The organism is Thalassorhabdus alkalitolerans (genome assembly GCF_042656525.1).
Lineage (GTDB): Bacteria > Bacillota > Bacilli > Bacillales > Marinococcaceae > Thalassorhabdus > Thalassorhabdus alkalitolerans.
In genome coordinates, this window is sequence record NZ_JBHSOZ010000007.1 from 50,518 (window position 1) to 63,905 (window position 13,388).

The 13,388-nt window shown below is 38.1% G+C and carries 15 protein-coding genes; 13 read left to right on the forward strand and 2 right to left on the reverse strand.

Going from position 1 to position 13,388, the window contains the following annotated elements; translation table 11 throughout:
• The first annotated feature begins 146 nt into the window (after nt 1-146).
• From ACFPU1_RS13560 to rpsI, 6 genes are all read left to right on the forward strand, one after another.
• Nucleotides 147-959, forward strand: a complete 813-nt coding sequence (locus ACFPU1_RS13560) for an energy-coupling factor transporter ATPase (protein ID WP_054637107.1) — start codon at nt 147-149, stop codon at nt 957-959.
• Nucleotides 960-1,823, forward strand: a complete 864-nt coding sequence (locus tag ACFPU1_RS13565; protein WP_054637106.1) for an energy-coupling factor transporter ATPase — start codon at nt 960-962, stop codon at nt 1,821-1,823.
• A 2-nt stretch (nt 1,824-1,825) separates the two neighbouring features.
• Complete coding sequence (locus ACFPU1_RS13570; protein WP_100400954.1) at nt 1,826-2,623, forward strand: energy-coupling factor transporter transmembrane component T family protein; 798 nt, start codon at nt 1,826-1,828, stop codon at nt 2,621-2,623.
• A 16-nt stretch (nt 2,624-2,639) separates the two neighbouring features.
• On the forward strand, nt 2,640-3,377 hold the full coding sequence (truA, locus tag ACFPU1_RS13575; RefSeq protein ID WP_385942079.1) for a tRNA pseudouridine(38-40) synthase TruA: 738 nt from the start codon (nt 2,640-2,642) through the stop codon (nt 3,375-3,377).
• 277 nt (nt 3,378-3,654) lie between these two features.
• The gene (gene rplM / locus ACFPU1_RS13580) at nt 3,655-4,092 is read left to right on the forward strand and encodes a 50S ribosomal protein L13 (RefSeq protein WP_100400607.1); all 438 of its coding nucleotides are present in this window, start codon (nt 3,655-3,657) and stop codon (nt 4,090-4,092) included.
• 21 nt (nt 4,093-4,113) lie between these two features.
• Complete coding sequence (gene rpsI / locus ACFPU1_RS13585) at nt 4,114-4,506, forward strand: 30S ribosomal protein S9 (protein ID WP_054637103.1); 393 nt, start codon at nt 4,114-4,116, stop codon at nt 4,504-4,506.
• A gap of 106 nt (nt 4,507-4,612) precedes the next feature.
• Here the strand turns inward: rpsI and ACFPU1_RS13590 are convergent, their stop codons facing one another.
• Both ACFPU1_RS13590 and ACFPU1_RS13595 read right to left on the reverse strand, forming a co-directional pair.
• Nucleotides 4,613-5,716: a tyrosine-type recombinase/integrase gene (locus ACFPU1_RS13590; protein WP_385942136.1), complete on the reverse strand. Its 1,104-nt coding sequence runs from the start codon at nt 5,714-5,716 to the stop codon at nt 4,613-4,615.
• A 249-nt stretch (nt 5,717-5,965) separates the two neighbouring features.
• Nucleotides 5,966-6,529, reverse strand: coding sequence for a helix-turn-helix domain-containing protein (locus ACFPU1_RS13595; RefSeq protein WP_385942083.1), 564 nt, complete (start codon nt 6,527-6,529; stop codon nt 5,966-5,968).
• Nucleotides 6,530-6,656: 127 nt separating this feature from the next.
• Here ACFPU1_RS13595 and ACFPU1_RS13600 point away from each other — a divergent pair, with 127 nt between their 5' ends.
• The 7 genes from ACFPU1_RS13600 (at nt 6,657) to ACFPU1_RS13630 (ending at nt 13,388) form a co-directional block, all read left to right on the forward strand.
• The gene (locus tag ACFPU1_RS13600; protein ID WP_385942086.1) at nt 6,657-6,923 is read left to right on the forward strand and encodes a helix-turn-helix transcriptional regulator; all 267 of its coding nucleotides are present in this window, start codon (nt 6,657-6,659) and stop codon (nt 6,921-6,923) included.
• Nucleotides 6,920-7,192 carry a helix-turn-helix domain-containing protein gene (locus ACFPU1_RS13605; RefSeq protein WP_385942089.1) on the forward strand — a complete coding sequence of 91 codons (273 nt, stop codon included), beginning with the start codon at nt 6,920-6,922 and terminating at the stop codon, nt 7,190-7,192. Before ACFPU1_RS13600 ends, ACFPU1_RS13605 begins: the two co-directional genes overlap by 4 nt.
• 31 nt (nt 7,193-7,223) lie before the next feature.
• Nucleotides 7,224-8,018, forward strand: coding sequence for a bifunctional DNA primase/polymerase (locus ACFPU1_RS13610; protein WP_385942092.1), 795 nt, complete (start codon nt 7,224-7,226; stop codon nt 8,016-8,018).
• Nucleotides 8,015-9,544: a YfjI family protein gene (locus ACFPU1_RS13615; protein WP_385942094.1), complete on the forward strand. Its 1,530-nt coding sequence runs from the start codon at nt 8,015-8,017 to the stop codon at nt 9,542-9,544. The genes ACFPU1_RS13610 and ACFPU1_RS13615 overlap by 4 nt, the downstream gene beginning before the upstream one ends.
• Before the next feature lie 214 nt (nt 9,545-9,758).
• The gene (locus tag ACFPU1_RS13620; protein WP_385942097.1) at nt 9,759-10,238 is read left to right on the forward strand and encodes a hypothetical protein; all 480 of its coding nucleotides are present in this window, start codon (nt 9,759-9,761) and stop codon (nt 10,236-10,238) included.
• A gap of 361 nt (nt 10,239-10,599) precedes the next feature.
• On the forward strand, nt 10,600-12,144 hold the full coding sequence (locus ACFPU1_RS13625) for a type I restriction-modification system subunit M (RefSeq protein ID WP_385942100.1): 1,545 nt from the start codon (nt 10,600-10,602) through the stop codon (nt 12,142-12,144).
• Nucleotides 12,141-13,388, forward strand: coding sequence for a restriction endonuclease subunit S (locus tag ACFPU1_RS13630; RefSeq protein ID WP_385942103.1), 1,248 nt, complete (start codon nt 12,141-12,143; stop codon nt 13,386-13,388). Before ACFPU1_RS13625 ends, ACFPU1_RS13630 begins: the two co-directional genes overlap by 4 nt.

Sequence of the window (13,388 nt, forward strand, 5' to 3'; positions counted from 1 at the left end):
TTGTCTCTGAGACCTTTTTTAAAGATCACAAGCTTTGTGCGATCCGTTGTTATGAATAAGCATCATTGAGTTTACATTGTTAACCTATTACAATAATAATGTTAACAAAGAAAGCTTTCTAAAGTACAAGAAAGAAGGTGGCCACCATGACAGCCGTAGCAAATTTTCATGAGATTTATTTCCGCTACTCCGAGGAAGAAAATTGGATACTGGAAGATCTATCACTGTCTGTCCAAAAAGGTGAGTGGGTGGCTGTCATCGGTCCTAATGGTTCAGGGAAATCTACTCTTGCCAAACTCTTTAATGGATTGCTCCTTCCTGAAAAAGGACGAGTAGTTATAGATAACAAAGAAACAGCAAATGAAGAGGATATTCCCACCATTCGGCAAAGAGTAGGAATGGTCTTTCAAAATCCCGACCATCAATTTGTTGCACCTACGGTCAGGGATGATTTAGCATTTGGCATGGAAAATGCCGGTATAAATCGCTCTGAAATGAAATTAAGGATTGAAAATGTTTCAACTAAAACTGGGATTACAGACCTGCTTGATTATGAGCCGCATCGCTTGTCCGGCGGTCAGAAGCAGCGAGTAGCGATAGCTGGAATTCTGGCTTTGAATCCTCAGGTAATGATTTTTGATGAAGCGACCTCCATGCTCGATCCTAAAGGCCGCAAGGAAGTAATTGAAACGATTAGAAAGCTTCATCATGAACAAGAGGTCACTGTCATTATGATCACTCACAGCTTTCATGACGCATTAGCTGCTGATAGAATCCTTTACATAGAAGATGGAGCGATTATTAAAGACAGCACCCCAATGAAAATGATAGAAGAATTAAGCTGGGCGAAAGATAAAGGTATTCCTCTTCCTTTTGGGTTAGAGCTTTATTTTGAACTGGATAAAAGAGGGCATACGATGGAGGCAGCAAAGGTTCTACAGCTAAGGGAGGAGTTTTAGATGGAGGTCAAGTTTGAGAACGTTACACACCGTTATATGAAAAAGACGCCGTTTGAAGCGCTGGCACTTAATAACGTTTCGGCTCATTTTCCATCTGGATCCTTTTCTGCTGTGATTGGACGTACTGGTTCAGGAAAATCAACCCTTGTTCAGCATGTTAACGGTCTGATTAAACCTTCGGAAGGAAGAGTATTGGTCGGCGGGAAGATCCTTCATGCGAAAGCAAAACGAAAAGAGATAAAAGCTGTCAGACGACAGGTAGGAATGGTGTTTCAGTATCCCGAGCACCAGTTGTTTGAAGATACCGTGGAGGCAGATTTATTATTTGGGCCTAAAAACATGGGCAAAAATGTAGTGGCTGTAAAAAAAGAACTTCCAGCTCTCCTGGAAAAGGTAGGGCTTCCAGAACGCATTCTTTCTAAATCTCCCTTTGATCTAAGCGGGGGCCAAATGAGAAGGGTGGCTATCGCAAGTGTGCTGGCGATGGATCCTAAAATCTTAATCCTGGACGAACCGACAGCCGGTCTTGATCCTAAAGGACAAGAGGAAATAATTAGTCTCTTTAAGAAATGGCATGAAGAAAAGGGAACTACAACTATTATGATCACTCATCAAATGGAAGAAGCTGCTCGATTAGCGGATAACATTTACGTGATGAATGAAGGAAAAATAGTAATGAGCGGAAGTCCTCAGGAAGTTTATCAAAGAGAAGAGGACTTGCTTAGATTGGACTTAGACCTTCCAGAGCCGGTTCGATTATTAAATATGCTGGAAAAAGAATGGGACGTGGCATTTTCTTCTAAAGCGCTTTCGGCTGCACAGGCTGCTGAAGAGATTGGTAAAGGGAAGGAAGGAAGAAAATGAGTATGTTTCAAAACGTAATCATTGGTCAGTACATCCCTGGTCGTTCTCTTATGCATCACCTTGATGCCAGAGCTAAATTAATTGCCGTTTTTCTCTTTGTGTTTGTTATTTTCCTGGCTAATAGCTGGGTAAGCTATGGTACTTTGTTTGCCGGGGCCCTTTTTGTATTTTCGATCTCAGGTATTCCAATTCGTTACATTTGGAAAGGCATGCTCCCCATCTCTATTCTTATCTTATTTACCTTTTTACTTCATGCTTTTTTTACAAACGAAGGAGAGCTCCTTTATTCCTTTGGAGCTTTTACTGTTTACTCAGGGGGATTGGAGCAGGGTTTTTTCATTTCGATGCGTTTATTCCTTCTCGTTTTTATAACTTCTTTACTTACCTTAACCACAAGTCCTATTGATTTAACAGATGCCCTTGAAATCATGCTTTCTCCATTGAAAAAGATTGGTGTGCCCGCCCATGATATTGCCTTAATGATGTCCATTGCTATTCGATTTATCCCTACTCTTTTACAAGAGACAGAGAAAATACTAAAAGCTCAGGCGGCCAGGGGAGCAGATTTTACCAAGGGAACAGTCAAAGACCGCTCCCAGGCTTTTGTATCTCTTCTTGTCCCTTTGTTTATGAGAGCCTTTAAAAGGGCGGAAGATTTAGCGTATGCGATGGAGGCGAGGGGTTACAACGGAGGCGAGGGGAGAACAAAGCTGAGAGAGTTAGTCTGGAGGAAGCGGGACACCGCAGCTTGTATCATTGTTGCGGCCTTTGGTATCTTAATTTTTGCCATAAGAGGCTGATAGTTGGAGGAACCCTATGAGAAGAGTGAAATGTAAAATAGCATATGACGGCACTCATTTTGCCGGGTGGCAGGTTCAGCCCGGACAGCGTACGGTTCAAAGCTGTCTTGAAGATGCTCTTGAAAAGATTCATAAAGGTAAAAAGACAAAGGTTACAGCCTCAGGAAGGACAGATTCCACCGTCCATGCATACGGCCAGGTCGTTCATTTCGACACTCCCCTTGCTGTGCCAGAAGACAAGTGGTCCCAGGCGCTCACTCCTTTTCTGCCGAGAGATATTCAGGTTAAAGAAGCTGAATATGTGGAAGGCGGGTTTCATGCCCGTTACGGGGCAAAAGAAAAGGAGTATCGGTACCGCGTGCTGACCGGACCCGCAAAGGATGTATTTCGCCGGCACTACACCTACTATGTGCCTGATCAACTTGATATAAACGCTATGCGTGAGGCAGTCAGTCAAACAATCGGAAGGCATGACTTTTCTTCTTTCTGTGCCGCCAATACTGATGTCGTAGATAAAGTGCGCACCATATTTAAAGCAGAGGTTCTTCAAGAGGGTGATGAGCTCATTTTCGTGTTCAGGGGAAACGGCTTTTTGTATAACATGGTAAGGATTCTCGTAGGGACACTGCTTGAAGTAGGCAAAGGGAAGCGGAGCCCTGAGAGTGTAGGAGCTGCTATTCGAGCATGTGACCGGGAAGCCGCCGGACCAACCGTGCCAGGACATGGATTGTTTCTGTGGGAAGTAGTTTATTAGGTGCCTGGCACCTTCCTCTTTTGTAATGGGAGTGTAACAGGGGAATGCATAAAACGCTTGCTACAGAAGCAATTCTTGATTAGAATCAGAAAAGGTGCCAGGCACCTGAAAAAAAGCAACTCATCCTGGTGTACAGGCATTGACATTGGGTTCCATATATTATATGATGTTATTTGGCATTTCAAATTCCCACTAGCCCCGGGAATCGGAATGAATCGTAAATGATGATTGTTAAATAGACGAACGTTAATAATTGAAAGATTTAGGAGGGACATCGATGCGTACAACATATATGGCAAAGCCAGGCGAAGTAGAACGCAAATGGTACGTAATTGACGCTGAAGGTCAAACATTAGGTCGTCTTGCTAGTGAAGTTGCATCTATTCTTCGCGGTAAGAACAAGCCTCAATTCACACCTCACATCGATACTGGTGACAATGTTATCATTATTAATGCTGAGAAAATCCACTTGACTGGGAAAAAGCTTCGCGATAAGAAATACTATCGTCACAGCCAACATCCAGGTGGCTTGAAAGAGACTACTGCTGGAGAAATGCGTGACAAGAAGCCAGAAAGACTTATTGAGCTTGCGGTTAAAGGCATGCTTCCAAAAGGCTCCCTAGGACGCCAGCAAGGGAAGAAGCTTCACGTATATGCAGGTCCGGAACATAAGCACCAAGCACAACAACCAGAAGTTTACGAACTTCGCGGATAATAAAAAAGGAGGGTATTAACTTTGGCACAAGTGCAATACTACGGTACTGGTCGTCGTAAAAATTCTGTAGCTCGTGTTCACCTTGTACCTGGTGACGGAAACATTACTGTTAATGGCCGTGACTTGGACGAGTACTTTGATCTAGAAACGTTAAAGCTTGTTGTAAAGCAGCCTTTAAACGAAACTGGAACAGAAGGTCAATATGATGTAAAAGTAAACGTGAACGGAGGCGGCTTCACTGGTCAAGCTGGTGCAATCCGTCATGGTATCGCTCGCGCGCTTCTTGATGTGGATCCTGACTTCCGTCAGCCACTGAAGCGTGCTGGATTCCTAACTCGTGACGCACGTATGAAAGAGCGTAAGAAATACGGTCTTAAAGCAGCTCGTCGTGCTCCTCAGTTCTCAAAGCGTTAATATATCTACATTCCAAGACTCTCAACCGATATGGTTGGGGGTCTTTTTTATGCTTGAAAATGACTTTTGACCACATTTTGACCACGAAAAGTTTTTGACCACATATTTATAGCTCAAGGTACCTATGAAATTTTTCGGCTGTCTGCTCTTTTAAATGATCCGTAACATGTGTATAGATGTTCATTGTCATTTTAATATCTGAATGTCCCAGCCGCTCCTGAACTTCTTTAATACTAGCTCCTGCTTCAAATAAAAGAGAAGCGTGTGTATGCCGTAGTCCGTGAATAGTAATTCTGTGCAGGGTATGTTTCTTGATGATAATATTGAGCTTTTCGTTTAAGTAAGCGGAGCGCAATGGAGTCCCTTCATCACGAGTAAAGACAATATCATCCTTATTACGATTTCCCCAAGCTAAATTCTCTTCCTTCTGCTGTATCTGCCATTTTTTAAGCAAGGAAAGGGTTTGGGTGCTTAAACTAATTAAACGCTTAGAATCCTTGGTTTTAGAGGTTTGAAAGAGATGTTGGCCCTGAGAATAGAAAAGCGTCTTAGACAAACGAAGAGAACCCGCTTCAAAGTCGATATCATCCCATGTAAGTGCCAATAATTCTCCTTTTCGTGCCCCTGTATAAATTAAAAGGTGAAAGAGTACATGATCCCGTAATGACAATTCTTGATTTGTAATAGTGAGGAACTTCTTTATTTCTTCTTTCTTCCAATAATTCCGTTCTTCGCGATCACTGGATTCATGAACTAATTCTTTAGCCTGCTTAGGGATAGTGACATGGTCTAAAGGATTCTTCAAGAGTATATCCATTTTTATAGCGTATTTGAAAACTTGATTAGCTTGAATCTTGATGTCATTTACTGATGCAATTGAATGAGCAATATCATTAATCATTTCTTGGCAGTAGGGACGAGTAATATCTTTAATTTTTAATTTACCGAAGCGAGGCAATATGTGCTTATTAAACATCGATTCGATTCGCTTTTTTGTACTTACCTTAATAGTTTTCGAATGATTTTCATACCACTGGTTAAATACCTCCTTGAAAGTGAGACTATCGTTTTGCAAAAATAACCCGCTTGCTATTTCTTGTTCAAGCTTTGAAGCGGCTACTTGTGCTTCTTTTTTAGTCCTAAAATTTCTTCGTGTTGTTGTTTTTCGTTGTCCTGTTTCAGGGTTGATACCTACATCCATTTTAAACATCCACTTTTGACCTTGTTGGGTAGTGTACTTCTGGAAGGATGCCACACTTACACCTCTCTTTAAGAATGTTTTAAAGTATTTGTTATTTAGTTGCTAGCTCAATCACCTCCTTTAAGAAATGAAGAAAGTAATGTTTGTTTAAGTATGAAGTGGTAATTAATTGTTAATTGCGCGTTTCCATATTCTAAATTTCTATATATATTTCCTACAACTTAATCACTATTTGACGTTGTAATTGAATAATACATATCACATTTCTTTAAATTCTCTTTTGCTATAGATTTGAAATAGTTCATTAAAATAATTATCTAGAATATTTTTTTCAGACATGTACTTTAACGCAAAATCATATTCACTTTTAGCCTTAAAAAGTTCTTTATTTTGATTACCAAAACCTAATCCTTGTTTTAATCTAAAAATAAAATGAACTATTTGTTTTATTAGTTCTAACTCTCTTTTGTTTTCGTTACCTAATTTCAATTCAGAGTTTGTTATCAGGAACATTTGATCAAATATACTTACTACCGTTTTTCTAGTTTCAGGGTCTTCTATATCCTGTAAAATATCTTGTAGATTAACAAAGTCTTCCCTAAATAAATTCTCCTCTATAGTTTTGTCTTCACTCCTACCGGCCAGATAGTCAATGGTTACATTAAAGTAACTTGCTATAGTTTCAAAAGTATCAAAATTAGGTTGCCTGTCTTCTCTTTCGTAATTTCCCAGGGTTGTAAATGGAATATTTAGTTCTTCTGCTAACTCCCTTAATGTCATTTTCCTTTCCTTCCGTAATTGGCGTATACGTTGTCCATACATCCTTTAACCTCCTAGTGAGTAATTACATAGCAATATTATACATATTGAATACAAAAGTCAACTTTAATTACTCATAACGGGGTGTTAGTATAATTTTGTACTCATTATGAATAAGAGGTGGGATTTAGTGAAAGTTACTAAACATGTACATCAGCATTTATTTCTGCGAATTGACGAGAAAAAGGTGAAGTTAGCAAGAGTAGATAAGGGTTGGACAATCACAAAATTATCGGAGGCATCTGGGGTCTCAAGAAAAACAATTGGGGAGATAGAAAAAGGATACAAAAATAAGATTCGATACTCGACCATACTACAAATTGCTATTTCACTGGAAAAGAAATTGGATGATCTTTGTTCTCAAACCATTAAAAAGGAAGAAGGGGAGGCAGAATGACTTTCAAGTTGGAAATTCCAGAAGGGAAGGTATTAGTTGATCAAGCAAAATTAAAAGAGGCAATTCAAGAATTATTGGTAGAGGTGTGGGAAGAAAACGATCATCAAGAGTTACTTACAATTCAAGAAGCTGCTAATTATTTAAAAATAAGTGTACCTACAGTCCGTAAGCTCATTGCTAAAAATGAAATTCCTTACTTCAAAAAGGGACAAGTAATTCGTTTGAATCGCTGGGATTTAAAAAAGTGGATTAAGTTTAATTCGTTGTAAAAATCATGTCTTGAAATGAGAGAGGGGTTAGATGAATACAAAAAAAATTGGAAGAGCAGCTATCGCTTATGTAAATAAGCTAGGGTGGAGTGTATTTCCTTTAAAGCCTGGAAGTAAGGAGCCGCTTTATAAGGGTGGATTTCATAAAGCCACAAAAAATATACACCAGATAAAAAAATGGTGGAGTGAAACACCTACAGCAAATATTGGCGTGCCGACAGGGTCCAAGAATAATTTCTTTGTTATTGATGTAGATGTTAAAAATGTTGATGGGTACGAGTCTTTATCATACTTAACAGACCAATATGGTAAGTTACCGGAAACAGTACAGGGAATCACTGCGAGTAATGGAAGTCATTACTTGTTCAAATATCAAGAAGGGGTAAAAAATAAGGTGGATTTTTACCCATCTATTGATGTTAGAGGAGAAGGGGGGTATATAGTTGTTCCCCCTTCTACTGTTCCAAGTGGAAGATATGAATGGGAATTATCAAGTCACCCTTTACAACTTGAAATTGCAAACGCCCCTAACTGGGTATTAGAAATGCTCATTAGTCCGAAAAATGAGAAATTGAAAGCTAAACCCACAGAGTACTGGACAGAAATCTTTAGAGGCGTGAACAGCGGTAAACGAAATAACTCCGCCGCTTCTTTATGCGGGTATTTGCTAAAAAAAGACATTACTCCTGAATTAGTGGTAGAAATCATGAAGTTATGGAATCAGTCAAGAGTATATCCTCCATTAAATGTAAAAGAGCTCGAGAGAGTTATTGACTCCATAGCCGGTAAGGAACTAGCCCGTAGACAAAGGAGGGAAGGTTTTTGAGATATATAGAGGAACTATCACGGCAGCAAGAGGAAGCCTTACAAAAGTGGCCAGAACCTATTCGTTTTAAAGAGGGTGAATTACCGAACTTCCATGTTGATGTGTTTCCTTGTTGGCTAAGAGATTATATAGAAGAGGTTGCTGAAGCAACTCAAACGCCAACTGATGCTTCAGGCATGTTAGCCATCTCTATGCTATCATCCATACTCTCGAAAAAATTCTTTGTAAGCATTGCACCCCAATGGAGTGAATCTCTAAATTCCTACGTAATAATAGCGCTTCCTCCAGGTAACAGAAAGTCAGCTGTATTTGATCTATTGAAGGAGCCTATAACAACCTTTGAAAAAGAAGAGCAAAATAGGTTGCGAGTTGAGATAAGAGAGAAGAAAGCAGTATTAGAGGCCAAGCACAAGCGGCTTGATGTACTGGAAAGACAATATGGTAGAGCAGGAGACGATTCACTTCTAAACGAAATTACGGTCCTTACAAATGAAATTGAAGAAGAAATTTTACCTGCTGTTCCAAGATATATAGTAGGAGATATAACTGCTGAAAAATTGGGGGTATTATTGGCAGAAAACAATGAAAAGATGGCTGTATTGTCAGGAGAAGGTGGAGCGGTAATAGGAAATATGGCTGGGCGCTATTCGAGTGATGGGAAGTCTAATATTGAAATTTATCTAAATGGGCATACAGGGGATTATACACCTATTGATCGAATAGGTAGAGAACCAATCGTTTTACAAAAGCCTTGTCTGACAATTGGAATTTTCGTCCAACCATCGGTGGTTAGGGACTTCCCGCTCGCTTTTAAAGAAAGGGGATTAATGCAACGCTTTATATACTCATTTCCTGAGTCACTGGTAGGATATAGGAAAGTTAATCCTAACCCTATAAAAGATTACGTAATGGCTGCTTATCAAATGAATTTAAAAAAAATGCTACTTTTCAAACCTAAAAAAGAAATAAAGCTGACTTTTGATAAGGAAGCTGCGTTATTCGAACAGGATATGAGAATGGAGATTGAGGAAATGTTAAGAGAAGGTGGAGTTTTACAAGATATGAAGGAGTGGGGGAGCAAATTAGCTGGACAAATTATTCGTATTGCTGGCTTATTCCATGTTGCAAATCATATTAAAGATGATTTAAACAATATTCCAACAAAGATAAATTTAATTACTCTTAGAAATGCCAAAAAACTAATGAGCTACTTAGTTGAACATGCTAGAGTTGCCTATGGCTTAATGGGAATGGATCAAGGTTTAGAAGATGCGAAATACCTTCTTAATCATTTTTTGAAGACTGAACAAGAAACATATACCAAGAGAGAAGCTTTTCAAGGTACAAAGGGCACCTTTAAAAATGTGGCCCGTTTTGAAGCAGCGGTCACTGAATTAGTGGAAAGAAATTATGTTCAAAGAGAAGTCACAAATTCATTCGGAAAGGGGAGGAAAAGTTATAACATACTTTTAAACCCTAAGGCCACTATCCCCAGTAATCTCAAAAACATGAAATCCCACTCTTAAAAGGTTAATGAAAGACTTTATCCACCTTTTTATTATTAACACTAATCTCACTTACGTAAGTGAGATTAGTGGGAAGGGTGTGATCAGTTTTTAACAAGCTAAAACTAAAGGCAGGGTAAGGAATGATCACTAAGGAGGATTAGTGGGAATTGTGGCTTGTTGGTGGATGCTTTTTCTAAGAAGATCTAATAATTAAGTAAGGAGGCGTTTATATATGCCTAAAGCTACAAAGGGGTACAAAAGAGAACAAGGTTTAACCATTGAGCAATTAAATGCTATTGATTTATTGATAGCAGGTAAATCAGATCAGGATGTGGCTAATGTAATAGAAGTGAACAGGGTTACCATAACAAAGTGGAGAAATTATGATGTGTATTTCAGAGCAGAATTAAATAAAAGAAGGAAAGAGTTGTGGGGAGCCTCTATAGACAAAATGAGAGCAATATTACCAAAAGCAATTGAACGTTTGGAAAAAGAAATTGAAAAAGAACATGGCTGGAAAGTGGCAATAGAGTTGTTGAAAATTTCTGGAGTGAATAATACTCATATCACGACAATTGGTCACGAGGAGGTCGATAAGATTCTAGGGGATGAAGCAGAAAAAAAGCTGAATGAAGAATTATTCTCTAATGTTAGTGATTATTCGAAAAGAGAGGTATTAGAGGCGTATCAACAAAAGTTGACAAAAACTTGAGAGGTAACTACGGTAGCACATAATTGCCTTATGCCTTATTTAGGAGAGTCCATCTAAGGAAAGGTAACAATATTTAAGTAATGAAAAGGGTGCTAAATTAGGCGACCCTTTTCAATTTAAGGGAATCCAAAAGATAGTGTGATAATAAGATTAAATCAAAGAGGTCAACATTTTAAGGGCCAAGGACGTGTGCCTTTTGTGGATAATTTGCTAGCAGAATGTAAAAATTATTTTAATGATATTTCTGTGATTTGTGTCGGCCCTCTATCCTTTATGCCTTACGTTCATATACATATGTTAAAATAAGGGATAACTCATACATAATAAATTACAAAAAATGGATTTTTGGAGGAACTTGAAAATGGTAGCAAAAGCAGACATAAATTTTCAAAAAGACTTATTCGATGCAGCCACTAACATGCGTGGAAGTGTGGCACCGGCTGACTATAAACATTACGTTTTACCACTAATCTTTCTACGTTACTTATCTAATCGTTACGACATGCGTAAAGAGGAGATAGACAATTTAGTTAAGGATCCTAAAAGTGACTGGTACGCCTCTGATGAAGAAACTCAACAGATAATCAAAGAAGACCCAGATATGTATATGTCCGAAAATGTGTATGTTGTTCCAGAGGAGTCACGTTGGTCTTACATATTAAAGAACGCCAAACAACCAAACATAAAAGAAATCCTTGATAATGCTATGAAACGATTAGAGGAAGAAAACCCTGATTTAGAGGGGATGTTACCTCGAATATTTCAAGGAAGTAATTTACCTGCTGAAAACGTATCGGGCTTAATAGAAATTTTTTCTCGTGATGTTTTTAGCGCTAATGATGAGAGAAGTGTAGATGTTCTTGGACGTGTTTATGAATATTTTATTTCTGAATTTGCATCTACGGAGGGACAAAGAGGGGGAGAATTCTACACTCCTTATTCGGTAGTAAGCCTTCTTGTTCGTATGTTAGAGCCAATTAAGGGGACTGTATTTGACCCTGCTTGTGGTTCAGGAGGGATGTTCATTCAGTCGGAAGAATACTCTCCACGTCGTCATGAACTTTCCTTTTATGGACAGGAGAATGTAACAACTACTGCTCGATTAGGGAAGATGAACGTTTTACTTCACGGGTTAAATGCAGATATTCGTCTTGGAAACTCACTATTGGATGACAAGTTTCCTGATTTAAAGGCAGATTACGTTATTGCCAATCCACCATTTAACCAAGATGGCTGGGGTGCAGATCGACTATCAAGTGATGATCCACGTTTAATAGGTCCTGTGACGGACTCTAGTGCTAACTATATGTGGATGCAACATTTCTTTTATCATTTAAATGATAATGGTTTCGCAGGGTTTGTTATGGCTAATGGTGCGATGACAACCAACCAAAAAGGGGAAAGACCTGTTCGTGAATGGTTTGTTGATAATGGATACATTGATTGCATTGTGGCTCTACCTGATAAACTTTTCTTATCAACAGGAATTTCAGTTTGTTTATTCTTTATAAGTAAGAATCGTGATGGGAAAGGTGAATATCGAGAACGAAAAAATGAAATTCTTTTCATAGATGCACGCCAAAAAGGTTCATTAGTGAGTCGTAAACAAAAAGCATTATCAGAGGATGAAATATTAGAGATTGCTAATCTCTATCATAACTTTAAATTTAATAAAGAAAAAGTTGAAGATATTGCTGGTTTTTGTAAGGTGTCTGCTGTTAGTGAAGTCAAAAATAATGATTACAAGTTAACACCAGGTACTTACGTAGGATCAGAGGAAATAGAGGATGATGGAGAACCCTTTGAACAAAAGATGGAAAAATTAAGAGCAAAGTTACTCGAGCAATTTATACAGTCGAACAACCTCCAAGAGAAGATAAAAAGAAATCTGGAGGGGTTAATGTGAATAACTCAAGAAGAAAGATTAGGGAAATTTGTGAAGTTAGTTCCAGTAAAAGAATATTTATGAAAGATTATGTTGAGGAGGGAACCCCTTTTTACCGATCCAAAGAGATCATCAAAAAACATAATGGTCAGGAAATCTCTGATAAGCTATACATATCAAATGAAAAATTTAATGAGATAAAAGGAAAATTTGGAGCTCCTTCACATGGAGATATTCTTTTAACATCAGTTGGTACAATTGGAGTACCTTACATTGTAGCAGATGGTGAGGAATTTTACTTTAAAGATGGAAATCTTACATGGTTCAAGAACTTCTCTTCTGAGGTATCTAATAAATATATTTACTATTGGTTACAATCACCTAATGGAAAGCGGGAAATTGATAAACAAATAATAGGGTCTACCCAAAAAGCTCTTACAATTCAATCTATTAAAGAAATGGAAATTGAAATTCCACCTCTTGAAATCCAACTAAAGGTGGTTGAGATTTTAGATAATGTAACAAGTAAAATTGAACTGAATCTAAAAATGAATTATACCCTTGAAGAAATGGCTATGATCCTTTACAAACACTGGTTTATTAACTTTAGTCTATTCCAAGATGAGGATTTTGTTGAATCGGAAATAGGAATGATTCCAGAAGGATGGGAAGTTGTTAGCGTTTCAGAATTCTCAAATATAATAGGTGGTGGAACACCTAAGACTTCGATTGAGGAATACTGGGGAGGCGAATATCCATGGATCTCAGTGAAGGACTTAAATTCTCCAGTAATTATGCAAACCGAAAAAACGGTTACAGAGAAAGGGATTAAGAATAGTTCAACTAAGTTACTTCCTGCTTTCTCAACGGTTATTTCTGCCCGTGGCACAATAGGTAATATAAGTATGGTTGGGAAAGAAATGACAATGAACCAATCTTGTTATGCGTTTAGCAGTCCAGATGGTTTTGATACGTTTACTTTTTTATCTATAAAGAAGTCAATAAATAATTTGATAAAACAGTCGCATGGTTCAGTTTTTAATACGATAACAAAATCAACGGTGAATTCGCTAAAGTTTCCTTATGAGCCTAACCATATTAGGAGTTTTGAAGAGAAGGTTAAGCCTTTTTATCAACTAATTAGAAGCAATATAGTTGAGAATTATAACCTTGACCAATTAAAGGATTATTTGCTTCCAAAATTATTGTCAGGTGAAGTCGACTTATGCGAAGCCGATGAAAGGGTAGAAAACATAATGCAGTAA

Bases quoted from the DNA above. Each gene is read 5' to 3' on its own strand.
- ACFPU1_RS13560 (WP_054637107.1), top strand. From the start codon at position 147: ATGACAGCCGTAGCAAATTTTCATGAGATTTATTTCCGCTACTCCGAG.
- ACFPU1_RS13595 (WP_385942083.1), bottom strand. From the start codon at position 6,529: ATGTATGGACAACGTATACGCCAATTACGGAAGGAAAGGAAAATGACA.
- rplM (WP_100400607.1), top strand. From the start codon at position 3,655: ATGCGTACAACATATATGGCAAAGCCAGGCGAAGTAGAACGCAAATGG.
- ACFPU1_RS13590 (WP_385942136.1), bottom strand. From the start codon at position 5,716: ATGTTTAAAATGGATGTAGGTATCAACCCTGAAACAGGACAACGAAAA.
- ACFPU1_RS13610 (WP_385942092.1), top strand. From the start codon at position 7,224: ATGAATACAAAAAAAATTGGAAGAGCAGCTATCGCTTATGTAAATAAG.
- ACFPU1_RS13570 (WP_100400954.1), top strand. From the start codon at position 1,826: ATGTTTCAAAACGTAATCATTGGTCAGTACATCCCTGGTCGTTCTCTT.
- ACFPU1_RS13620 (WP_385942097.1), top strand. From the start codon at position 9,759: ATGCCTAAAGCTACAAAGGGGTACAAAAGAGAACAAGGTTTAACCATT.
- ACFPU1_RS13625 (WP_385942100.1), top strand. From the start codon at position 10,600: ATGGTAGCAAAAGCAGACATAAATTTTCAAAAAGACTTATTCGATGCA.
- truA (WP_385942079.1), top strand. From the start codon at position 2,640: ATGAGAAGAGTGAAATGTAAAATAGCATATGACGGCACTCATTTTGCC.
- ACFPU1_RS13605 (WP_385942089.1), top strand. From the start codon at position 6,920: ATGACTTTCAAGTTGGAAATTCCAGAAGGGAAGGTATTAGTTGATCAA.
- ACFPU1_RS13565 (WP_054637106.1), top strand. From the start codon at position 960: ATGGAGGTCAAGTTTGAGAACGTTACACACCGTTATATGAAAAAGACG.